The organism is Pseudoduganella sp. OTU4001 (assembly GCF_038440195.1).
In the GTDB taxonomy this organism is placed as follows: domain Bacteria; phylum Pseudomonadota; class Gammaproteobacteria; order Burkholderiales; family Burkholderiaceae_D; genus Rugamonas.
Map to the genome: position 1 here is coordinate 1 of NZ_JASATG010000013.1, position 22,708 is coordinate 22,708.

Below are 22,708 nucleotides of genomic sequence, written 5' to 3' on the forward strand. Positions count from 1 at the left end.
AGCGGCCTGTCGGCGCTGGGGGCCACGGTTTCCATCGGCGACGCCGCGCTTGAGCCAGATGAAGAGCCACAAGGTGTCGCCGCTGGCCAGCGGCACATCCGGCAGGAAGATGCCGGTCAGGGCCGGTCCGCCTTCGATTTCGCGCGCCACCCCCAGGGTCAGCACGGCCAGCAAGCCCAGCGCCAGGCGGTAGGCGCGCGGCGCCAGCTCGAACGGCTGCGCGCAGCGCGCCTGCTGCCACAGCAGCGCTGCGGCCAGCATCGCCAGCGGGCCGCCAAAGCTATTGCGGGTCAGGATGGCGACGCACAGGGCCAGCAGCAGCAGGCGGAACACGCGCCCGCGCGGCCAGTACGCGCGCCACAGCCAGACCAGCGCCGGCGCCGTGGCCAGCTGCAGCAGCCACCAGGCGCGCCACGGCTGCGCCTGCATCAGCAGCTGGTTGTGCAGCAGGCCGGTGCCGGCCCAGGTGGCCAGCAATCCGAGCGCGGCGGCCAGCGCCGCGCCACGGAACAGGCGCGCCGCCGTGCCGCTGGCCAGCACGGCGGCCACGCCCACCAGGCTGAACGCCTGCGCCGCGCGGCCGCCCCATTCTGCCAGGCGCCAGCCGTCCCAGGTCACCACCGGCGTCATCGCCACCACTTGCGCGAACCAGGCATCGTCCATGGCCAGCAGCAGGCGGCTGAACGGCGCGATGCCGCGCCAGGCCAGCGCCAGCACGGCCGCGCTGCCCGCCAGCAGCAGCGCCAGCAGCATGGCGCGGCGCCGGCCCTCGGCCAGGCATAGCAAGCAGAACAGCGCCACCCCGGCCGCCATCAGCGGATGCATGGCGGCCGCCAGCAGCAGCGCCAGCGCCGCCGGCAGCCAGCGTCCGCGCAGCGCGTAGCGCATGGCCAGCATGCCCAGCGCTTCGGCAAACAGGCGCGGCGTCAGGAACGGCTCGCCGATCTGGAACATGGCCGGCAGCGGCCCGTAGTCGGCCGGCAGCGCCATCACCAGCGCCAGGCCCAGCCACAGCGGCAGCCCGCGCAGGAACGCCGCCAGCAGGAAGGCGGCGCCGCCAACCCACAGCAGGCTGCCCATGCCCTGCAGCAGCACGGCGGCGCGCTCCAGGCCCATGGCCTGGATGGCGGCGGCATACAGCGGACTGAAGAGCGTGAACGCGTCCTGCGAACCGTACAGGAAGAACAGGTCGCCGGCGAACTGGGCCGGCGCCAGGCGGCGCAAGGCTTGCACCGCATACAGGCGGGCGTCGTGCCACAGTCCTTCCCACGGGTGGGTCAGCAGCCAGAGCGCCAGCAGCACCAGGCTGGCCGCGGCCGCGCGCAGGCGCATGCTCAGGCCCCGCGGCGGGCGGCCGAGAACAGCAGGGCCTTGCGCGCACCGAAATTGAAGAACAGGATGGCGGTCGCCGCGATCAGCTTGGCCACCATATACGGCGCGCCGGCCGCTTCCACCAGCAGCGAGATGGCCAGGCCGTTGAGGATCAGGCCGGCGATCCCGATCAGGAAGAAGATGGCGAACTCGCGCTCCCATTGCCGCACGCGGCGGAAATCAAACACCCAGCGCACCGAGATCAGGTAATTGACCACCATGCCGAGCAGGTAGGACAGGCTGGCCGCCAGCAGGTAATGCAGGCCAAGGAAATGCGCGAGCAGGAACAGCGCCAGGTAGTCGACGCCGAACGCGGCGCCGCCGACGAAGACGTAGCGGATGAACTGCACCGCGCCGCTGGAACTTTGCTGGGTACCCAGGAGTGTCTTGAACATGGGGCTTTCCTCAATGCGACGCCAGGCTGGCCCGCTGCAGCGCGCAATCGTGCAGGTAGAAGGTAACGTCGCGTTCGCTGTCGGTCAGCTGCGCCACCACGCCGCTGCCGAACGGCTCGGCCAGCACGACAAAATCCAGCGCGCGGTCGGCGCACAGCGCCGCCAGCCCGGCCGCGCCCGCTTGCGGCAGGCGCGCCAGCTGCAGGCGCCGGCGCGTATCGTCGTGCTCGCGCACGCCGTCGGCCATGCCCAGCTGGCGCAGCAGGGCCAGGCGGCGTGCGCCTTCCAGCGCCGTGCCGCGGTTGAAGACGGCGCCCGAGACCTGGGCCGACGAGGCGTAGTTGGAACGCCCCAGGACAAACCAGCTGGCGCGCACGTCGTTGCCCCAATAGACCACGGCCGATTCCGGCACCAGCGGCCCGAAGTGCTGCTGCACCGCCTGCTGCATGGCCGGCGACAAATGGCGGGAGGCGGCGGCGCGCTGCGTGAACCACAGCAGGCTGGCCAGCAGCATGGCCAGCACCAGGCCGGCCGCCAGCACGCGCGCCGCGCGCTGCGGGCGGGCGCTCCAGCGCCACAGGCACCACAGCACCCCGGCGCCCAGCGCGGCGCCCCAGCCGGCGCGCAGCGCCAGCCAGATATGCAGGCCCAGTTCGGAGCCATAGGGGCCGGCATAGCTGCGCACCGCCTCGTCCAGCCACTGCAGCAGCCAGATGCTGCCGATCGCAGCCAGGCCGCCCAGCGCCAGGCGGTAGGTGCGCAGCGGCAGGTCCAGCGGGCGTGGGCGGCGCACTTGCCAGTACAGGCCCCAGGCCGCCAGCGGCGCCAGGAAGCCGCCAAACGTATCGCGGTTCAGCTGCGCGACCATCAGCGCCACCAGCAGCAGGCGGAACACCCGGCCGCGCTGCCAGAAGGCCGCCAGCAGCCAGGCCAGCGCCACGGCGGCGGCCAGATGCATCAGCCACAGCACGCGCCAGGGCTGGACCTGGATCAGCAGCACATTGTGCAGCAGGCCGCTGCCGATCCAGCTGGCCAGCACGCCCAGCACCGCGGCCAGCGCCACGCTGCCGAAGAAGCGCGTGCGGGCGCCGTCGGCCAGGCCGGCGGCGGCCAGCACCAGGGTCAGCGCCATCAGCGTGCGGCCCACCCATTCGCCGGCATGCCAGGCGTCCCAGCTCACCATCGGCGCCATCCACGCCAGCTTGTCCAGCCAGGCCGCGTCCATCGTCTGCAGCAGGCCGTGGAACGGCGCGATGCCGCGCAGCGCCGCCAGCAGCAGCAGCGCCGCGCCGGCCACGGCCAGGGCCGCCGCCAGGCGCCAGCGGCCCCAGGCCAGGTACAGCACGCCCACCAGCAAGGCGCCGTGCGCCATCAGCGGATGCAGCAGGCCGGCCAGCAGCAGCAGCGCGCCGCCCCAGGCCCAGCGGCCGCGCAGGGCCAGCGCCAGCGCCCCCATCGACAGCCCCTCGGCCAGCAGGCGCGGCGTCGGCAAGCCGTCGGCCAGCATGAACACTTGCGGCGTGGGGCCGTAGTCGGACGGCAGCATCACCAGCAGGAGCAGGCCGAGCCAGAAATGGTAGCCGCGCAGGCAGCAGCGCAACAGGGCGGCGGCGCCCGCCAGCCACAGCAGGTTGCCCAGCACCTGCACCAGGATGGCGGCGCGTTCCAGGCCCAGGGCCGCGATGGCCTTGGCATACAGCGGGCTGAACAGGGTGAACGAGCTCTGCGAGCCGAACAGGAAAAACAGGTCCTTCTTATACGCCTCCGGGTGCAGCAGCTGCAGCGCCTGCACGGCGTACAGCGCGGCGTCGCCGCGCAGGCCGATCCACGGCTTGGACAGCAGCCAGGCGCCGACCAGCAACAGCAGCAGCCAGGGCAGGCGGTGGTCCCAGGCGTGCGGCGCCGGCGGCGGCGCCGCTTGCGGCTGGCGGGCGAGCGTCTGCGTCATTTATTTCTTCTCTTCGTGGTACTCGTCATCGATGTTGACGTCCCACAGCTGGTCCTTGGAGGTGGCGCCGCTGGCGATCGCCTCCACCGCCAGCTTGGCGGTCAGCATCGAATGGTCCTGGTTGTTGTAGCGGTGCATGCCGTTGCGGCCCACCAGGAACAGGTTGCTGATGGTGTCGGTGTAGCGGCGCACCACGTCGAACTGCGCGTAGCTGCCGAAGTAGGCCGGGTAGGCTTTCGGCACGCGCACCACCGTGCCGTCCAGCACATTGGTGTTGTTCAGCATGCCGATCTTGTGCAGCTCGGCGGCGCCGAACGCGATCATGGCCGCATCGTCCATGCGCCACAGGTCGTCGTCCTCGTTGCAGAAGTACTCCAGGCCCAGCCACATGGTGTCCTCGTCCTGCACCAGGTGCGGGCTCCAGTTGTTGAAGATCTGCAGGCGGCCGATGCGCACATCCTTTTCCTGGATGTAGATCCAGTTGTCGGGCAGGGCCTGGCCGCCGGTGCTCAGCACGTCGGCCTTGCGCACCAGCAGGCCCACGGTCAGGAAGTCGCGGTACATCAGGCCGTCGGCCACCTGGCGCACTTCCGGCGGCACCTGGTCCATGCCCTTGATCAGCTCACGCACCGGCATGGTCGAGATGGCATGGCTGCATTCCAGGCGGAACGGCTGGCCGCTGGCGTGGTCGGTGCCGCGCACCGCCACCACCTTGCCGTCGCGGGTCTCGACGCCCGTCACCGCCTGCTGGTAGCGGATTTCGCCGCCGCCCTCGGTCACCATGCGCGCCACTTCCTGCCACATCTGGCCGGGGCCGAATTTCGGATACAGGAACTGTTCGATCAGGCTGGTCTCGGTGCCCTTTTGCGCCACCCCGCCCTTGCTCTTGAAGACTTGCTTGAGCGCGTGCCACAGCGCCTTGCTGATGTTCAGGCCCTTGATGCGCTGGGCGCCCCAGTCGGCGCTGATCTGGTCGCACGGGATGCCCCACACCTTGTGGGTGTAATCCTTGAAGAAGGTTTCATACAACTCGCGGCCGAAGCGGTTGATCATGAAGTCTTCCAGGTTCTTCTCCGGGGTGCGCGGGAACAGCGTGATCCAGCCGTAGGTCAGCGCCACCTTGGTCAGGCGCCACAGCCCCAGCTTGCTGGCGGTGGCGGCATTCATCTTGATCGGGTAATCGAAGAAGCGGCGCAGGAAGAAAATGCGCGACAGGCGCGAACGCACCAGCATGCGGCGGTCGTCGTCGCTTTCCAGCGCATTGCCCGCCACCTGCACCGAGGTCTGCTTGTTCTGGTAGGTCAGCTTGAGCGAGGACTCGGCGGCGGCATCGATCGGCAGGATTTCCTGCCACCAGTTCATGACCCAGTCGGACTTGGAAAAGAAGCGGTGGCCGCCCAGGTCCATGCGGTTGCCGTTGTGGCACACCGTGCGCGAAATACCGCCGACCTCGCTGCTGGCTTCCAGCACGATGGGGCGGATGTTGGTGGTGCGGATCAGCTCAAGCGCTGCCGTCAACCCGGCCGGACCTGCGCCAATAATCACCGCCTGTTGCTGCCCCATGATCGATTCCTCACGTAACTTAAATAATAAAAGCCGCTGCCCGGTTAACAGGCAGCAGCCGCCCAGAATTTTACCGTGTGGAAATTAAAAAAGCGATAACTGTGCGGAAAATGTGGCGTGGAACCAGCATTGACAAATATACAAGCAAAAGCGGAGAATCACTATTTTTCCCAACGACAATGCGCCCCACCCTGCTTGCCCTGCTGCTCGGCGCCCTGCTGCACGGGCCCGCCCGCGCCAACGACGACGGCACCGACCGCTCGATCACCCTGCTGCGCGAAGCACAGCACATCGTGGTGCAAAAGGACGGCAGCTTTGTCGCCACCACCGAACACCTGACCCGCCTCAACGACCAGCGCGCGCTGCAGTCGTCAGGCCAGCGCAGCTACAGCTTCAACGCCACCCACGAGCTGCTCGACATCGTCGAAGCCTACACCGAGAAGCCGGACGGCCGCCGCATCGCGGTCACGCCGGAGCAGATCAAGCTGCAGCAGGAACCGGCCTACCGCGGCGCGCCCATGTTCCAGGACATGCAGGTCAAGGTGGTGATCTTTTCCGACACCGGCATCGGCGACAAGCTGTATGTCAAGACGCGCCGCACCCGCAAGACCGCGCTGTTCGAGGGCCACTTCGCCGACGTCAGCTCGCCCTACTTCATGCCGACCGAGGAATTCACGCTGACCTACGACCTGCCGCAGGACATGCCGCTGTATGTGGAGGCGGACGGCTTCGCGGCCCGGGCGCCGCACAGCGCCGGCGGGCGCACGGTGTACCGCTGGGACTACACGCCCTCGCCCAACGCCCGTCCCGAAGCCGGCTCCGTGGCCTACTGGGATTACGGCCGCCACCTGGTGGTGTCGACCATGAAGGATTACGCCACGCTGGCCAAGGCCTACGACAGCAAGGCCGCGCCGGCCGCCGTGGTGACGCCGGAAATCAGCGCCAAGGCGCAGGACATCACCGCCGGCATCGAGGACGAACGGGCGCGCGCCATCGCCATCAACGAGTGGGTGCGCAAGAATATCCGCTACGTCGCGGTCTACATCGGCAACGGCGGCGTGGTGCCGCACAGCGCCGACAGCGTGCTGGCCAACCGCTACGGCGACTGCAAGGACCACACCGCCCTGATGGAAGCCCTGCTGCGCGCGGTGGGCATCGAGTCGACCCCGGTGCTGATCCCGGCCAACCAGGCCTTCCGCCTGTCGCCGGTGGCCAGCCTGGGCGTCTTCAACCACGCCATCAACTACATCCCGAGCCTGGACCTGTACCTCGACTCCACCGCCGACAGCGTGGCCGGCGGCTTCCTGCCGGACAATGAGCTGGGCAAGCAGGTGCTGCTGACGCGCAGCGGCGTCCTGGCGCGCACCCCGGCCAGCCAGCACAACGGCGTCCGCAACCGCTACCAGGTGACGATCGACGCCGACGGCGGCGCCAGCTTCACCTTCACCCGGCGCGACCTCGGCTCGTACGCCGAGCCGGTCCGCTACAACCACGCGCGCTGGCGCGAAGAAGACCGCAAGCGCATCATCGAGGAATTACTGAAGGGCGCCGGCATGCAAGGCAGCGGCAGCATCGAGCTGGGCCAGCTGGATGGCAGCGCGCCCGAATACAGCTACTCCTATTCCGGCAAGGCGGAAAACCTGACCTACCTGCCCGGCACGGTGGGCATTACCGCCGTGACCGGCCTGGAAACGGTGATCGGCGGCGGCCTGTGGGGCTTTGCGGCGGAAAACAAACGCACCCAGCCCTTCGTCTGCCACCGCGCCGATTTCGAAGAGCAGGCCGACTACCGCTTCCCGAGCGGTGCGACCCTGCTGGCGATGCCGGACGATGTGACCATCGACGGTCCCCTGCTGCACTACCGCGCGCGCTACGAGCGGCGCGATAGCGGCATCCGCATCACGCGCAGCCTGAAGCTGGAAAAGGCCGGCGGCCCAAGCTGCACGGTGGACGATTTCAACGGCGCGCAGGCCGACGTGCGGCGCATCGTGCGCGACCTGCGCGCGCAGTTCATCCTGCAGAAGAAGTCTTGAGCCTCAGGCCAGCAGCTTGCGGTACAGGGCGGCGTAGTTCTCGGCCATTTTCTCGGCCGTGAACAGCTCCCAGTAGCGCGCTTCGGCGCGGCGGCCCATGTCGGCCGCCAGCTGCGGGTTGTCCCACAGCGTGCGCATGGCTTGTTCAAAAGCGTCCGGATCGCTGGGCGGCACCACCAGGCCGGTTTCGTTGTCGATATTGATGTAGGTGGTGCCGGTGCCGATCTCGCTCGAGATCATCGGCTTGCCGTACATGGCCCCTTCCAGCAGCGAGATGCCGAAAGCTTCCGAACGCAGGTGCGAGGGGAACGCCATGGCGTAGCACAGCTTGAGCAGGGCCACCTTGTCTTCCTCGTCCACCGCGCCGACAAACTGCACATGGTGCAGGCCGAGGCGCTCGGCGTGGGCTTTCAGCTCCTGCTCGATCGGGCCGGCGCCGACGATCACCACCGGGTAGTCGGTCTTGGCCACGGCGTCGAGCAGGATGTGCAGGCCCTTGTAGTAGCGCAGCACGCCGACGAACAGGAAGAAGCGCTCGCCGTTGGTGCGCGCGCGCCATTTCTCCATCACTTCCGCGCGCGGCTCGATATAGGTCGAGCGGTCCAGGCCGAAGGGGATGGTGCTGACCTTGTCGCGGTAGCGGCCCAGCACTTCGGACGAGGCGAAATAGTTGGGCGAGGTGGCCACGATGGCGTCGACGTCGCGCAGGAAGCGGCGCTTGAGCGGGGTGTACACGCGCAGCAGGGCCTTTTGGCGCACGATGTCGGAGTGGTAGGTCACCACGCTCGGCTTGTCCACGCGCGCCATGAAATGCGCCAGGTCCATGAACGGCCACGGGAAGTGGTAGTGGATCACGTCCGCCTCGCGCGCCAGGCGCGCCAGCTTGCGGATGGCGGAGAACGAGAAGGCGTTGGAGGCGATCTCGAAGTCCAGCGGCACGCGGTGCACGGTGTGGCCCTCGATCTCGATGGTGGCTGCGCCACCGCTGCGGGTCAGGGTCAGCACTTCATTGGTTACGCCCAGGCGCCCGGTGCCCACGCACATCTGGCGGATCACCTGTTCGATGCCGCCCCAGGAATCCGGGTAGTAAGTCTTGTAAAAATGGAGCACGCGCATGGTGGATCTACTGCTTCAAAATGGTTTTATACACGGCGGCGGTCTTGCGCGCCGTTTCGCGCCAGGTCAGCTGCACGGCGCGCCGTTCGCCGGCGGCGATGCAGCGCGCACGCAGGGCGTCGTCGCGCACGATGTCGAGCATGGCGGCGCCGATGTCCTGCACCGACAGCGGGTCGACTTCCAGCGCCGCGCCGCCGCACACTTCCGGCAGCGAGGTGGCGTTGCCGGCGATGACCGGCACGCGCGAGGCAAAAGCTTCCACGATGGGGATGCCGAAGCCTTCGTACAGCGAAGGGAAGACCAGGGCGCCGGCGCCGGCGTACAGCTGGCGCAGTTCCTCCTCGTCGGTCAGGCGGTCCAGCCAGCGCACGTTCTCGCCGCGTTCGGCGGCGGCGCGCAACTGGCGCTGCAAGTCTTCGCTGCGCCAGCCCGGCGCGCCGACCACCGCCAGCTGGCGCGCGGCGCGGATCACGGCGGGCAGGCCGAGGTAGGCCTGCAGGATGCGCTCGACGTTCTTGCGCGGCTGCAGCGTGCCGACAAACAGATAATAGCCCTGGCGCAGGCCGTGGCGCGCCAGCGTGGCGGCCATGGCGTCCGGCGCGGGCGGCTGCAGCCATTCCTCGTCGACCCCGTTGTGCACCACGCTGATGCGGCGCTCGTCGACGCCGAAGCACTGCACCAGCTCCGCCACCGCGAATTGCGAGACGGCGATCACATGGTCGGCCTTGCGCGCCGCCTTGACCTGCAGCCAGTTCTTCAACTGGCGCTGTTTCGGGTTGCACCACTGCGGATAGGCGATCGGCAGCGCGTCGTGCAGCGTGGCGACCACCGGCTTGTCCATGCGGATGATGCGGTAGTCGGTGGCGTGGAAGATATCCACATCCATGCCCTGCCGCACGAAACCCGGCGTGGCCAGGTCGCGCAGCGTGGACAGGGGGAAGGGCAGCGGCATGCGCCGGCCGACGCTCAGCGCGCTGGCCGCGCCGAAGGAGTAAGGCTGCACCGCCACGCCCGCGCTGGGCAGGGCGCCCAGCAGGGCTTTGCTGTAGACGCCGATTCCATCCAGGCGGCCGCCGGTCAGTCCGGGTTCAGTCGTCGTGGTGGACAGGCCAACGCGCAGCGCGCTCACGCCTCGTACATCCACCGCAAGGTCTGCTCCAGGGGGAGCGGGTCGATGGCGCCCACCACGCCGGCCAGGCGGCGGTTGTCGCCGGTCAGGCGCACCACTTCATTGGCGCGCACGAAGGCCGGGTTGACGTGGACATTGATCTGGTAGCCGGCGATTTCCTCCATCATGCGCAGCGCCTCGCCCAGCGAGTAAGCCTTGCCGGAGCTGACGTTGAACACGCCGCCGGCCGGCGCCGCCGCCAGCAGCTGGCGGTAGGCCGCAGCCACCACGCGCACGTCGGAAAAATCGCGCCACACGTGCAGGTTGCCCAGCTCGATGTCCTTGGCCCGGCGGCGGAAGTGCGACACGATCTTCGGCAGCAGGAAGTTCTCGGCCTGGCCGACGCCGGTGTAGTTGAACGGGCGCACCATGATGATGGGCAGCTTGTCCATCCACAGCCGCGCCGCGTATTCCATGGCCAGCTTGGAGACGGCGTAGTCGTTGGCCGGCGCCGGCGGCACGTCTTCGTGCAGCACTTCGAGCTCGGAATTGCCGTAGATATTCGCGCTGGAGGCCAGCAGCACGGCGGACGGTTTCTTCTCCAGCGCGGCCAGGGCTTCCAGCAGGTGGCGCGTGGCCACCACGTTCACTTTGTAGATTTGCTCGACATCGCTGTGCTGCACGAAGGCGATGGCCGCCAGGTGCACCACCACGTCCGGCTGCACCTCGCGCACGGCGGCGGCGACGGCCATCCGGTCGGTCAGGTCGACTTCGATGGTGCGCGCGCCCGCCATGGCATGCGCGTGGCCCGGCGCTGCGGTGCCGACCACCTCGTAGCCGGCCGCCGACAGCTCGGCCAGCACGTAATGGCCGGTGAAGCCGTGCAGGCCCGTCACCAGCGCGCGCTTGCCCGCGCCTTCGCGGACCGGCGACAGCAATGCCAGGCTATGCGCCATCAGAGCGAAACGCCGGCGGTGTTGCGGCGCATATCGGCTTCGACCATCATCTGGCACAGTTCTTCCAGCGAGGTCTTAGGCTCCCAGCCCAGGTCCTTCAGGGCCTTGGCCGGGTTGCCGATCAGCAGGTCCACTTCGGCCGGACGGTAGAACTTCGGCGATACGCGCACCAGCACCTTGCCGGAAGCGGCGTCGTGGCCGGTCTCGTTCTCGGCGCTGCCCTGCCATTCGATGGCGATGCCGGCGGCCTTGAAGGCCATGGTGACGAAATCGCGCACGGTTTCGGTACGGTTGGTGGCCAGCACATAGGTGTCCGGCTTATCGGCCTGCAGCATGCGCCACATGCCTTCCACGTATTCCTTGGCGAAGCCCCAGTCGCGCTTGGCGTCCATATTGCCCAGTTCCAGCACGTCCAGCTTGCCCAGCTTGATCTTGGCGACGGAGTCGGTGATCTTGCGGGTCACGAATTCGCGGCCGCGCAGCGGGGACTCGTGGTTGAACAGGATGCCGGAGGAGGCAAACATGCCGTAGGACTCGCGGTAGTTGACGGTCATCCAGTGCGCGTACAGCTTGGCCACGCCGTACGGGCTGCGCGGGTAGAACGGGGTGTCTTCCTGCTGCGGGATGGCTTGCACCTTGCCGAACATTTCGGAAGTGGAGGCCTGGTAGAAGCGGATCTTGGGATTGACGATGCGGATCGCTTCCAGCAGGTTGGTCACGCCGATGCCGGTGATCTCGCCGGTGGTGACCGGCTGCTCGAAGGACACGCCGACGAACGATTGCGCCGCCAGGTTGTAGACCTCGTCGAAGTTGCCCTGCTGGAGCAGGCGCAGGATGCAGCCCAGGTCGGTCAGGTCGAACTCGACCAGCTTCAGGTTCGGGTGGTTCTGGATGCCCAGTTCTTCGATGCGCCAGAAATTGACGGAGCTGGTACGGCGGAAGGTGCCGGTGACTTGGTAACCCTTTTCCAGCAGCAGCTGTGCAAGATAGGCGCCGTCCTGGCCGGTGATGCCCGTGATCAGGGCGCGTTTCGTGGTTTGCATTGTCTTATCCAAACAGCATCATTTTTCAAACGAAGTATTGTAACAGAGGGGCCCCTGCCGCCCGCTTCGGGCAGCAGGGGCATTACATGTGTTACATCTTGTTACGTGGAAACTTTTTAGACGTAGCCGTAGCCGCGCGCCATGGCGGCGGCGGCCAGCGGCAGCAGGGCGAAGACGTGGATTTCGATCATCAGCGCCTTGCGGATGGCGCGCACTTCCACCTCTTCCGGGGCGAAGCCGGCGTCGGCCGCCTGCGCCTTGCGCCAGCGCAGGAAGGCGCGGGTCGGCTTGACCGACAGCAGGCCGATGGCGCCGTACAGCACCACCTTGGTCCAGAACACATGGTTATGGAAGTAGTATTCCGAGCCCTTGGCGCCGAAGAACACGCGCAGGAAGCCGATCGCCAGCAGCGACATGGCCATGATGCCCAGCGCGATATCGTATTTGGCGGCCAGTTGCACGGCCGGCGGCTGCATGCCCGGCCGCACCAGCACCAGCTGGGCGGTGATGGCGGCGGCCATGCCGAAGGCCAGCAGGTGATGCAGGTACGCGAGCAGCAGGTCGACCATGGCCGGCCTCCCCTTACGCGCGTTCCGACACGGCATCCACCACGCACAGCGCCGTCATGTTGACGATGCGGCGCACGGTGGCGGACGGGGTCAGGATGTGCACCGGTGCGGCGCAGCCCAGCAGGATCGGGCCGATCGCGATGCCGTTGCCGGCCGCGGTCTTGACCAGGTTGTAGGCGATGTTGGCGGCGTCGATGTTCGGCATCACCAGCAGGTTGGCGTCCTGCTTCAGGGTGGTGCCCGGCATCAGCTTGTTGCGGAACTTGGAGTCCAGCGCGGTGTCGCCGTGCATTTCGCCGTCCACTTCCAGGTCGGGCGCGCGCTGGCGCACCAGCTCCAGCGCGGCGCGCATCTTCTGCGCCGATTCGCTGTTGGAGGAACCGAAGTTCGAATGCGACAGCAGGGCCGCACGCGGCACCAGGCCGAAACGCTTCATCTCTTCCGCCGCCATGATGGTGATGGCTGCGACTTCGTTGGCGTTCGGGTTTTCGTTGACGTGGGTGTCGACCATGGCCAGCTGGCGCTCAGGCAGCACCAGGATATTCATGGCGGCGTAGACGCAGGCGCCCGGGCGCCGGCCCAGCACCTGGTCGATGTACTTCAGGTGCAGGTCGGTGGTGCCGAAGGTGCCGCAGATCATGCCGTCGGCATCGCCCTTCTTGATCATCATGGCGCCGATCAGCGAATGGCGGCGGCGCATTTCCAGCTTGGCGTATTCCTGCGTCACGCCCTTGCGTGCGGTCAGCTCGTAGTAGGCGTGCCAGTACTCGCGGTAACGCTCGTCGAAGTCCGGGTTGATCACGTCGTAGTCGACGCCCTGCTTCAGGCGCAGGCCGAATTTCTGCACGCGCGCATCCAGCACGGCCGGACGGCCGACCAGGATCGGGCGCGCCAGCTTCTCGTCGACCACCACCTGCACCGCGCGCAGTACGCGCTCTTCTTCGCCTTCGGCGTAGACGATGCGCTTCATTTCCGGCGGAGTCTTCTTGGCCACCGAGAACACCGGCTTCATGAAGGTGCCGGAACGGTAGACGAATTGCTGCAGGCTGTCGGCGTAGGCTTCCAGGTCCTTGATCGGACGGGTGGCCACGCCGGAGTCTTCCGCCGCTTTGGCCACGGCCGGCGCGATCTTGGTCAAGAGGCGCGGGTCGAACGGCATCGGGATCAGGTATTCCGGGCCGAAGGCCAGGTTGGCGATGCCGTAGGTGGTGGCGACGATGTCCGACTGTTCGGCGTGCGCCAGGTCGGCAATCGCGTGCACCACGGCGATTTCCATTTCACGCGTGATGGTGGAGGCGCCGCTGTCGAGCGCGCCGCGGAAGATGTACGGGAAGCACAGCACGTTGTTGACCTGGTTCGGGTAGTCCGAACGGCCGGTGCAGATGATGGCGTCGCCGCGCACGGCTTTCACGTCTTCCGGCAGGATCTCCGGGTTCGGGTTGGCCAGCGCCAGGATCAGCGGGTTGGGCGCCATGCGCTTGACCATGTCCTGCTTCAGCACGCCGCCGGCCGACAGGCCGAGGAAGATGTCGGCGCCGTCGATGCATTCGTTCAGGGTGCGGTGCGGGGTGTCGCGCGCGAAGCGCTCCTTGTCCGGGTCCATCAGCTCGGTGCGGCCCTTGTAGACCACGCCGGCCAGGTCGGTGACCAGGATGTTTTCGATCGGGAAGCCGAGGTCGACGATCAGGTCCAGGCAGGCCAGCGCCGCCGCGCCCGCGCCGGACACCACCAGCTTGACGTTCTTGATGTCCTTGCCGATGTATTTCAGGCCGTTCAGGATGGCCGCGCCGACGATGATCGCGGTGCCGTGCTGGTCGTCGTGGAAGACCGGGATCTTCATCTTCTCGCGCAGCTTGCGCTCGATGTAGAAGCACTCAGGGGCCTTGATGTCTTCCAGGTTGATGCCGCCGAAAGTCGGTTCCAGGGAAGCGATGATGTCGACCAGCTTGTCCGGGTCGTTCTCGTTGATTTCGATGTCGAACACGTCGACGCCGGCGAATTTCTTGAACAGCACGCCCTTGCCTTCCATCACCGGCTTGGACGCCAGCGCGCCGATATTGCCGAGGCCGAGGACGGCGGTGCCGTTGGAGATCACGGCGACCAGGTTGCCGCGTGCAGTGTACTTATAAGAGTTGGCGGGATCGACGACGATCTCTTCGCATGGTGCAGCCACGCCCGGCGAGTAGGCCAGGGCCAGGTCGCGCTGGTTGGTCAGTTGCTTGGTGGGGGTGACGCTGATTTTGCCGGGTTTAGGGCACTCATGGTACTCAAGTGCTGCGGCGCGGAGTTGTTGGCGAAGTTCTTCTTTCTTGTCGGATCCGGAATCCATGCTGTACTGCCCCTTCTCTTGTGCTGTCCGTAAGCCTTCGATTCTAGCAGACGAAAAGCATACGCAAACCTAGGTATTTTCACGAATGCCGAATTTTCGTCGGTGTGCCGGGCTTCCGGGGGAGCATCAATTGCCCTACAGAAACGCAATTTTCCACCGCCACACTCTGTCACCGGGACGACAATGCTGACTTGCGGCACGAAACCATAAAATCTTGTTGCGCCAAACCTCAAATAGTTGGAATATTCGTCGATAACAACTTTACATATAGCATTTCTGTTCCTAGACTGAGTTTATTGGTACTTTACGGAAGGAAAATACCATGCGCCACGCACTCTGGCACTCCTGGTCCCGCATGTCCGGCGTCCTGTTCCCCGCGAGCGTCGCCGCACTGTTCTTCACCCCGCAAGACTCCAGCTACGTTGTCATGCTTGCCATGGCGGCGCTGGCTTCCGGCGGCACCTGGGTCTACCTGCGCAATCACGAATAAGGTCGATCCCGGCCGGCCCCGCTAGAATGGCGGGATGCTTTCCGAATTCGACCTGATCAAACAATACTTCGTGCGCCCCGTTCCGGGCCGCGCGACCCTTGGCATCGGCGACGACTGCGCCTTGCTGACCCCGTCTCCGGGGATGCAGACTGCCATTTCTTCCGACATGCTGGTCGAGGGCCGGCACTTCTTTGCTGGCGAAGATGCCCAGCGCCTCGGGCACAAGAGCCTCGCCGTCAACCTGTCCGACCTGGCCGCCATGGGCGCGCGCCCGGTGGCTTTTACGCTGGCACTGGCTTTGCCGGCCGCCGACCGCGCCTGGCTCGAAGGCTTTTCGCGCGGGCTGTTCGCGCTGGCCGATGCGCATGGCTGCGAGCTGATCGGAGGCGACACCACCAAGGGCCCGCTGAATATCTGCATCACCGTGTTTGGCGAAGTCGCTCCCGGCCGCGCCCTGCGCCGCAGCGCTGCCCGCGCGGGCGATGAGGTATGGGTGTCCGGCACGCTGGGCGATGCGCGCCTGGCGCTGGCTGGCTACCTTCACGAACCTGCGCTGCGCACGCCGCTGGGCGCCGCCGAACTGGCTGCCGCCGGCACCCGCATGCATATGCCGACGCCGCGCGTGGCGCTGGGCGTGCTGCTGGCCGAGCGCGGCCTGGCCCACGCCGCCATCGACATTTCCGACGGCCTGGTGGGCGATCTGGGCCACATTCTGGCGCGTTCGGGCGTCGGTGCCACGCTGGATGTGGACGCGCTGCCGGCCGGCCCGGTGCTGGCCACCCAGCCGCTCGCGCTGCGCCGCGCCTTCACCGCTGCCGGTGGCGACGATTATGAAATCTGCTTCACCGCGCCGGCCGCCGCCCACGCTGCGATCCGCGCAGCGGCGGCTGAAAGCGGCACGCCAGTCACCCGCATCGGCCGGATCGATGCCGAGGCGGGCCTGCGCTGGACCGATGCCCAGGGCGCCCCGCTTGCGCTCGACCTGGCGAGCTTCGACCACTTCAGCCAGTAAGGCCGCGCCGGTACTCGCCGGGCGGCTTGCCGACCAGCGCGGTGAATTCGCGGATGAAATGGGCCTGGTCGAAGTAGCCCAGGCCCAGCGCCAGTTGCGCCAGCTCCGGCGCAGCGCCGGCTTGCAGCTGCGCCACCGCTTCGTGCATGCGGTAGCGCTTGATGACCCATTTCGGACCCACGCCCACATATTGCTGGAATAGCCGCTGCAAGGCGCGCTTATTCATGCCCGATTGCGCCGCCAGCGCCTCCACTGTCAGCAGCGCCGGATCGCCCGCAATCGCCGCCACTAGCGCCGCCGCCCGTTCCGCCTCCGCATCCGGCTGCGGCAGCCGCGCCAGCAGGAAGGCCTCCGCCACTGCCGCCAGCGCCCCCGGCCGCGTGGCCGGCGCGCCCCCGCACGCACGCAACTGGCGCACCAGATCCTCCCCCGCCGCGCCGAACAGCTCCGTCAGCGCCACCCGCTGGTCCGCGATCCCGGCGACAGCGCGCCCGAGGAAGGGCCGGAAGCCGCCCGGGCGGAACTTGACCCCAAATGCAAAACCCTGCCCCGCCAGCACCTTCGTATAGCGCGCCGTATGGACGCCATACACCCCATCCGTATCCTGCTCAACCACCAGATGCACATTCGGGTGCGGCAAGGTCTCCTGCAGCTGCGGCGCTTGCCCCTGCATATCCCATCCCACGAACCAGTAATGCTCCACCAGCCCAGCGAGCGCCGCGCACGGCGCAATCCGCTCATGATGGAAAGCGCCGGCAGCGAAGGCTGGCACCAGGATACCGCGCGGAGCGGCGTCAATTTGTCGCGTTTTTCCAATCATCAGGCCCGGAAATCTAACACAATGGACAACATGAAAACACTGATCCCATTATTATTTGCGCTGGCCGCAACCGCGGCGCACGCAGGAGACAAACCCATGAAAATCGAAGGCAGCTTCGACGTCAAACTGACGCCGCAGCCAGCGGTGGAAGGCCAGCCCTGGGGCCGGCACAGCATCGAGAAGACATTCCACGGCGCGCTGCAAGGCACCAGCCGCGGCGAAATGCTCGCCGTCCGCACGGCGGTAAAAGGCTCCGCCGGCTACGTCGCGCTGGAAAAAGTCAAAGCCACGCTGGAAGGCCGCAGCGGCAGCTTCTTCCTGCAACACTCAGGCCTGATGGATAAAGGCACGCCGACGCTGACCGTCACCGTGGTGCCCGACTCCGCCAGCGGCGAGCTCACCGGCCTGCAAGGCACGATGAGCATCGACATCACCGGCGGCCAGCACCGCTACACCTTCAGCTACAGCCTGCCCGCAGCGGCCAAATGATGTCATCAGGCGGTAACAAGGGCCATCTATGATGCGCCCTGTCCCACATTCATTACCAACTCCCAATGAATGCCTTATGCCGCCCCCCTCTGCGCGTGGGCGGCTTTTTTTTTAACCGGTCAGGGCGGTGTGGTCTTCGCCCGGTTCGCCGGCGCGGCGGCCGCTGCCGTGCATCAGCCAGTAGTGGTGGAAGGCCAGGCGGATGTTGTCGCGCAGCTGGGTGTCGTCCCAGGGCTTGGTGTAGAAGCGGTAGATCGCGCCGCGGTTGATCGAGTCCAGCACCGCCTCCAGCCCCGTATAGCCGGACAGGATGATGCGGATGGTGTCCGGATACATCTCCTTCACCTTGGACAGGAACTCGGTGCCGGATAGGATAGGCATGCGCTGGTCGCACACGATCACCTGCACCGGATACAGCGCCAGCAGGTCGAAGCCTTCAGCCGGCGACACCGCCGTCAATATCCGGTAGCCGTCGCGCCGGAACAGCCGGTGCAGCGACGACAGCACATTGACGTCGTCATCCACCAGCAGCAAGGTTTGCGGCGGTTCGGCGGCGACGTTCGGGTCGGGCGGCAGCGCCTTGCCCGATTCGGCCAGCGCGCCCATTTCGGCCGCAGCCAGCGGACGCGAGAAGAAGTAGCCCTGGATTTCATCGCAGCGGTTGCGCCGCAGGTATTCCAGCTGCGGCCGCGTCTCGACGCCCTCGGCAATCACGCGCAGCTTGAGGCTGTGCGCCATGCTGATGATGGCCAGCGCAATCGCCGCGTCGTTGGGATTGGTGGTGATGTCGCGCACGAAGGCGATGTCGATCTTCAGCTTGTCGATCGGGAAGCGCTGCAAATAAGCCAGCGAAGAATAGCCGGTGCCGAAATCGTCGATCGCCACCTTGATGCCAAGCTCCTTCAATGCCGTCAGCACCTGGATGGTGCGCTCGGCATTCGACATCAGGGCCGTTTCCGTCAGCTCCAGCTCCAGTAATTCCGGCGGCACCTTGTGCCGTTCCAGCGCCTGCTTGACCTCATTTTCCAGGTCGCCCTCGACGAACTGGCGGCTGGAGACGTTGACCGCCACGTGCACCCCGCCCACCGAGGTGCGCAGCCACGCCGCGATCTGGCGGCAAGCGGTCTCGATGATCCAGCTGCCGACCCGCACAATCAGGCCGGTATCTTCCAGCACGCCGACAAATTCGGCCGGATACACCAGCCCGTAGCCCGGCCGGTTCCAGCGCAGCAGCGCCTCGGCGCCGCTGATGCGGCCGGTGGTCAGGTTGACCTTGGGCTGGTAGTGCAGTTCCAGCTCATTGTTTTCCAGCGCGCGGCGCAGCGCCATTTCCAGGTCCAGCCGCGCCAGCACCTGCACGTTCATGCCGGCGGTGAAGAAGCGGTAGCCGTCGCCGCCGGCCTCCTTGGCGCGCTCCATCGCGGTATTGGCATACTTGACCAGGGTTTCCGGGTCGTTGGCGTCATCCGGGTACATGGCGATGCCGATGGAAGCGGTCAGCGTGGCCTGGTGGTCTTCCAGCTCGAAGGGATTGCGCAAGGCTTCGCGCACCTCGTTCGCCACCAGTACGGCATCCTGCTGGTCGCGCGTCATGGTCAGGATCAGCGCGAACTCGTCGCCGCCCAGCCGCCCCACCGTATCGCGCAGGCGCACGCACTGCACCAGGCGGTTGCTGAATTCATGCAGCAGGCGATCGCCCATGGCCGCGCCCATGGAATCGTTCACCTTGCGGAAGCGGTCCAGGCCGATGAACAGCACCACGATGCGCCATTCCTTGTCCTGCGCCAGTTCGATCGATTCGCCCAGCGTCTGGAAGAACAGCGTACGGTTGGGCAGCCCGGTCAGCGCGTCGTAGTGCGCCATGTGGCGCATGCGCTCCTCCGCCTGCCGGCGCTCGGAGATGTCGCGCGCCACGCAGATCAGGGTGCGGTGCGCCGACTCGCCTTCGCTTTGCAGCTGCCAGTAGACCTCCACCGGCACCGCCGCGCCATCGCTGCGCAGCAGTTCCGATTCGTCCAGTTCCGGCGCGCGGTGCGGCGATGAGGCAGCCCGTCCGGCCAGGTCGGCCTGCTGCGCCAGGGCGTCGCGCCCGCCCAGGCCAAGGTGGGCCGGCTCCTGCGCCAGCAGCTGCGCGCGCGGGTAGCCCAGCATGCGGCCGGCGCCCTCGCTGGCATCGACCAGGGCCAGGGTGTCGGTGTCGATCAGGAAGATGGCGTCGGCGGTGGCGTCCATCGCGCTGCGAAAGCGCTGCAGGTCTGCGGTGCGGGCACGCACGGTGGCCTCCAGCACCTCGTTGTAGTCGCGCGCCTGGCGGTGCAGCAGCCGCACTTCCAGCATATTGTGGATGCGCGTCAGCACTTCCACCGGATCGAAGGGCTTGCTGACAAAGTCGCGCGCGCCGGCGTCCAGCGCCGACAGCTTCTGGTCCGGCTGCGCCGTCACCACCAGCACCGGCAGATATTCCGGCTCCAGCGGCTTCAAGGCCTCCATCACATCGAAGCCGCTCATGCCCGGCATGTGCAGGTCGAGGATGATCAGGTCATAGCGGTGTTCTTCGTGCCAGGGCGCCACCACGCGCGGATCCGTGGTGGAGCTGACCTGCACATAGCCGCTGGTTTGCAGCAGGTATTCCAGCAGCTGCACATTGACCGGCTGGTCATCCACGATCAGGATGTTGGCGTTCAGGATATCGTCTTTGCTGATCACTTGGACGTACTCCCTTCCTCCTCCCTGCGCGCCAGGAAGGCCATGGTGCTGTTGATCGCTTCCGTAAACTCATCGATGTTGATGGGCTTGATCAGGTAGCGGAAGAAGCCGGCCGCCAGGCCTTTTTCAACATCGCGCGGCATGGCGTTGGCGGTCAGGGCGATAACCGGGATGTGGGCGGTGCGCGGATCGGTGTGCAGCAGCTTGACCGCGTCGATGCCGTTCAATCCCGGCAGGTTGATGTCCATCAGGATGATGTCCGGCTGGTGGGCGCGCGCCAGCTCGATGCCGAGGTGGCCGTCCGGCGCCGAAATCAGCTTCAGGTCGGGGCGGAAACTGATGATCTCTTCCACCAGCTTCAGGTTGGCCGGGTTGTCTTCCACATACAGCACGGTGGCCGGCTCGCCCGCCACATGGTGGTGGCGCTCGGCCGGGCGCTCGGTGTTCGGGCTGATGCGCGACGGCGTCGGCTCGGTCGATTGCAGTTCGATCCAGAACATGCTGCCCACGCCCTGGCTGCTGGTGACGCCGATGGTGCCGCCCATCAGCTCCACCAGGCGCTTGGTCACCACCAGGCCGATACCGGTGCCCTCTTCCGCGCCGCTTTCCTGCCCCAGCCGGTTAAACGGCTGGAACAGCTGCTTGATCTGCTCCGGCTTCAGGCCCATGCCGGTGTCCTGCACCGATGCCCGCACCAGGCCTGGGCCGCTCGGGCTGCAATCGACCACCACGGCGCCACCGTCGCGGTTGTACTTGATGGCATTGGACAGCAGGTTAAGCAGGATCTGCTTCAGGCGCGTGCGGTCGGCCGTGACATGGGCCGCGCAGTTGTCGGGGAACAGCAGGCGGATGCCGCGGTTGCCGGCCAGCGGCGCCACCATGCTTTCGCACTCCTGCAGGATTTCATTGAGCGCCACCGGTTCCAGCGACAGCGCCACCGCGCCCGACTCGATCTTGGCCAAGTCGAGGATCTCGTTGATCAGGGTAAGCAGGTGGCGGCCCGACTTCAGGATATGGTTGGCGAACTCGCGCTTTTGCACCAGCGTCGACGGCAGCTTCTCGGAGGTCAGGATTTGCGCGAAGCCGAGGATGGCGTTGAGCGGCGTGCGCAGCTCGTGGCTCATGGAAGACAGGAAGGCCGACTTGGCCTGATTGGCGCTCTTGGCCTCCTCCATCGCCATGGCCAGCTCGCTGTTGGCCTGCTCCAGCTGCAGGGTGCGTTCATGCACGCGCTCTTCCAGCTCCTCGTTCAGGCGCATGACTTCCTGCTGCGCCTTGCTGCGCTGTTCGGATTCGCGCGCAATCTCGCTGTTGGAGGTTTCCAGCTCGCGCGTGCGGCTCTCGATCACGCTCAGCATTTTGTTGAAGGAGGTCGCCAGCTCCGCCACTTCGTCGTTGCTGGTGCCGGCCGCACGGCGCGAATAGTCGCCCGTCTCCACCACCTCGCGCGCCACGTCGGCAATGGCCAGCACCGGCTGCGTCACCACCTTGTTCAGAGGCCGCATCAGCAGGTAGGCGATGCCCATCGCCAGGAAGGTGGCGATGATCCCGATCAGCACATAGTCGGCGAAACGGCTGAGGATTTCGTACTCAGCCTGCAGGTAGACGGTGCCCAGCAGCTCGCCGTTATCGCGGATGCGCCGGAACAGCAGCATTTTCCCGTCAGCGAACACCACGCCATCGGCCATTGGCGTGCGCGGCACATTGATATCCAGGCCCGGCGCCACATAAGTGGCGAACAGCTGGCCGCGCGCGTTATAGATCGCGCCGGCATTGACCTTGGGCCGCAGGCGCAGCAGCGCCAGGTTTTCCTTGGCCAGGCGCGGGTCGTCGAAGGTCAGCGCCGGTGCGCTCATATGCCCCAGCAGCTCGGCCTGGGTGGTCATGTCGGAATTGAGCGACTGGTGGTAGGCGCGCAAGTCGTAGGCCAGGATGGTGCCCAGCGACACCAGCAGCGCCGCCAGCGTGACCAGCATGACTACGCCAAGCAGTTTTTGCGGCAGGGAGCGGCGCCGGGTATTCATCCTGCCACCTGCTGCACGCGGTACGCCGCCGACAGCATGCGCGCGCTGATCTTCAGGCGCGATACCGCGGCAGGCTTGAGGGACACCTCGAAGCGCAGCCGTTCATCGGCAATGACGAAATTGATCATGCTGCCAAGGCCGAAGGTTTCATCGGCATCCGTCACGGTCAGCACCGGCTGGCCGCGGCTGGCGGCCAGCAGCTCCTGCGCCAGCCCCTTATCCTGCGAGGCCACGAACAGCATATGCACCCCGGCCAGGCTGTCGCCCTTGCGGATGCGCCGCACCTGCAGCGGGCGGCCGTTGGCGGTATGTCCCGCCACGGTCTGTTCCAGCTGCTCGGCCAGCGCGTCAGCGCCGGCCACGCCGATCACCACCGCGCTATCGGGACGGGTGAAGCTGCCTTCCGGCCATTCCACAAAGCCGGCGAATTTATACAGGTAGGCCGCCTTGACCTGGCGCTCCAGCGTGCTGTTGGACTGGGCCTGGGCAAACAGGGGCCATAGCGCTGCCAGCAGCACTACCAGCCAGATACCGGGACATCTTCCTTGGAGAGTCCTCACCACCATGCCTCGCGAACAGGGGACTTGGGCAATTCTATCGCTGAGCCGAAAAAAGTGGCGCAATTCTTGATTTACCGCACCACGCAAGCCCTCCCCGGCTTGCAAGTTAATTGTGATGCCACATTATTGCGCTGCAGCGTGGTCAATTGGCACAGCAGCGCGCTAGAATGGGGTCA

The 22,708-nt window shown here is 66.5% G+C and carries 18 protein-coding genes; 4 read left to right on the forward strand and 14 right to left on the reverse strand.

What is annotated here, in order from left to right; genetic code table 11:
* The 4 genes from AAHE99_RS13600 to AAHE99_RS13615 form a co-directional block, all read right to left on the reverse strand.
* The coding region (locus AAHE99_RS13600) for a hypothetical protein (protein ID WP_342117884.1) at window positions 1–1,332 on the reverse strand (1,332 nt) is incomplete at its 3' end.
* Window positions 1,333–1,334: 2 nt separating this feature from the next.
* A complete protein-coding gene (locus AAHE99_RS13605; protein ID WP_342117885.1) occupies window positions 1,335–1,766 on the reverse strand; it encodes a GtrA family protein in 432 nt (143 codons plus the stop codon).
* 10 nt (window positions 1,767–1,776) lie between these two features.
* Window positions 1,777–3,714, reverse strand: coding sequence for a hypothetical protein (locus AAHE99_RS13610; protein ID WP_342117886.1), 1,938 nt, complete (start codon window positions 3,712–3,714; stop codon window positions 1,777–1,779).
* Window positions 3,715–5,277, reverse strand: coding sequence for an NAD(P)/FAD-dependent oxidoreductase (locus tag AAHE99_RS13615; RefSeq protein ID WP_342117887.1), 1,563 nt, complete (start codon window positions 5,275–5,277; stop codon window positions 3,715–3,717).
* 179 nt (window positions 5,278–5,456) lie between these two features.
* Between AAHE99_RS13615 and AAHE99_RS13620 the strand changes: the two genes are divergently transcribed.
* Window positions 5,457–7,310, forward strand: coding sequence for a DUF3857 domain-containing transglutaminase family protein (locus tag AAHE99_RS13620; protein ID WP_342117888.1), 1,854 nt, complete (start codon window positions 5,457–5,459; stop codon window positions 7,308–7,310).
* 3 nt (window positions 7,311–7,313) lie between these two features.
* On the opposite strand, the gene AAHE99_RS13625 is transcribed toward AAHE99_RS13620, so the two are convergent.
* From AAHE99_RS13625 to AAHE99_RS13650, 6 genes are all read right to left on the reverse strand, one after another.
* Window positions 7,314–8,426 (reverse strand): glycosyltransferase family 4 protein, encoded by a 1,113-nt coding sequence (locus AAHE99_RS13625; protein WP_342117889.1) that lies wholly within the window; start codon window positions 8,424–8,426, stop codon window positions 7,314–7,316.
* A 7-nt stretch (window positions 8,427–8,433) separates the two neighbouring features.
* A complete protein-coding gene (locus tag AAHE99_RS13630) occupies window positions 8,434–9,555 on the reverse strand; it encodes a glycosyltransferase family 4 protein (RefSeq protein ID WP_342117890.1) in 1,122 nt (373 codons plus the stop codon).
* Window positions 9,552–10,490 carry an NAD-dependent epimerase/dehydratase family protein gene (locus AAHE99_RS13635; RefSeq protein WP_342117891.1) on the reverse strand — a complete coding sequence of 313 codons (939 nt, stop codon included), beginning with the start codon at window positions 10,488–10,490 and terminating at the stop codon, window positions 9,552–9,554. The genes AAHE99_RS13630 and AAHE99_RS13635 overlap by 4 nt, the downstream gene beginning before the upstream one ends.
* Complete coding sequence (gene gmd, locus AAHE99_RS13640) at window positions 10,490–11,533, reverse strand: GDP-mannose 4,6-dehydratase (RefSeq protein WP_342117892.1); 1,044 nt, start codon at window positions 11,531–11,533, stop codon at window positions 10,490–10,492. Before gmd ends, AAHE99_RS13635 begins: the two co-directional genes overlap by 1 nt.
* Window positions 11,534–11,649: 116 nt before the next feature.
* Window positions 11,650–12,102, reverse strand: a complete 453-nt coding sequence (locus AAHE99_RS13645) for a DUF2214 family protein (protein WP_342117893.1) — start codon at window positions 12,100–12,102, stop codon at window positions 11,650–11,652.
* A gap of 13 nt (window positions 12,103–12,115) precedes the next feature.
* The gene (locus AAHE99_RS13650) at window positions 12,116–14,431 is read right to left on the reverse strand and encodes an NADP-dependent malic enzyme (protein WP_342117894.1); all 2,316 of its coding nucleotides are present in this window, start codon (window positions 14,429–14,431) and stop codon (window positions 12,116–12,118) included.
* 322 nt (window positions 14,432–14,753) lie between these two features.
* On the opposite strand from AAHE99_RS13650, the gene AAHE99_RS13655 reads away from it, so the two are divergent.
* Together AAHE99_RS13655 and thiL are read left to right on the forward strand one after the other, a co-directional pair.
* On the forward strand, window positions 14,754–14,921 hold the full coding sequence (locus AAHE99_RS13655) for a hypothetical protein (RefSeq protein WP_342117895.1): 168 nt from the start codon (window positions 14,754–14,756) through the stop codon (window positions 14,919–14,921).
* Between the two features lie 34 nt (window positions 14,922–14,955).
* Window positions 14,956–15,933: a thiamine-phosphate kinase gene (gene thiL, locus AAHE99_RS13660; protein ID WP_342117896.1), complete on the forward strand. Its 978-nt coding sequence runs from the start codon at window positions 14,956–14,958 to the stop codon at window positions 15,931–15,933.
* Here thiL and AAHE99_RS13665 read toward each other — a convergent pair.
* Window positions 15,923–16,753 (reverse strand): AraC family transcriptional regulator, encoded by an 831-nt coding sequence (locus tag AAHE99_RS13665; protein WP_342117897.1) that lies wholly within the window; start codon window positions 16,751–16,753, stop codon window positions 15,923–15,925. The two genes, thiL and AAHE99_RS13665, sit on opposite strands and share 11 nt — an antisense overlap.
* Before the next feature lie 96 nt (window positions 16,754–16,849).
* On the opposite strand from AAHE99_RS13665, the gene AAHE99_RS13670 reads away from it, so the two are divergent.
* The gene (locus AAHE99_RS13670) at window positions 16,850–17,242 is read left to right on the forward strand and encodes a DUF3224 domain-containing protein (RefSeq protein ID WP_342117898.1); all 393 of its coding nucleotides are present in this window, start codon (window positions 16,850–16,852) and stop codon (window positions 17,240–17,242) included.
* Between the two features lie 111 nt (window positions 17,243–17,353).
* Here the strand turns inward: AAHE99_RS13670 and AAHE99_RS13675 are convergent, their stop codons facing one another.
* The 3 genes from AAHE99_RS13675 to AAHE99_RS13685 are packed head-to-tail and all read right to left on the reverse strand — an operon-like array spanning window position 17,354 to window position 22,532.
* Complete coding sequence (locus tag AAHE99_RS13675; RefSeq protein WP_342117899.1) at window positions 17,354–19,948, reverse strand: EAL domain-containing protein; 2,595 nt, start codon at window positions 19,946–19,948, stop codon at window positions 17,354–17,356.
* Window positions 19,945–21,972, reverse strand: a complete 2,028-nt coding sequence (locus AAHE99_RS13680) for an ATP-binding protein (RefSeq protein ID WP_342117900.1) — start codon at window positions 21,970–21,972, stop codon at window positions 19,945–19,947. Before AAHE99_RS13680 ends, AAHE99_RS13675 begins: the two co-directional genes overlap by 4 nt.
* Window positions 21,969–22,532, reverse strand: coding sequence for a YfiR family protein (locus AAHE99_RS13685; RefSeq protein WP_342117901.1), 564 nt, complete (start codon window positions 22,530–22,532; stop codon window positions 21,969–21,971). The genes AAHE99_RS13680 and AAHE99_RS13685 overlap by 4 nt, the downstream gene beginning before the upstream one ends.
* Window positions 22,533–22,708: the final 176 nt, after the last annotated feature.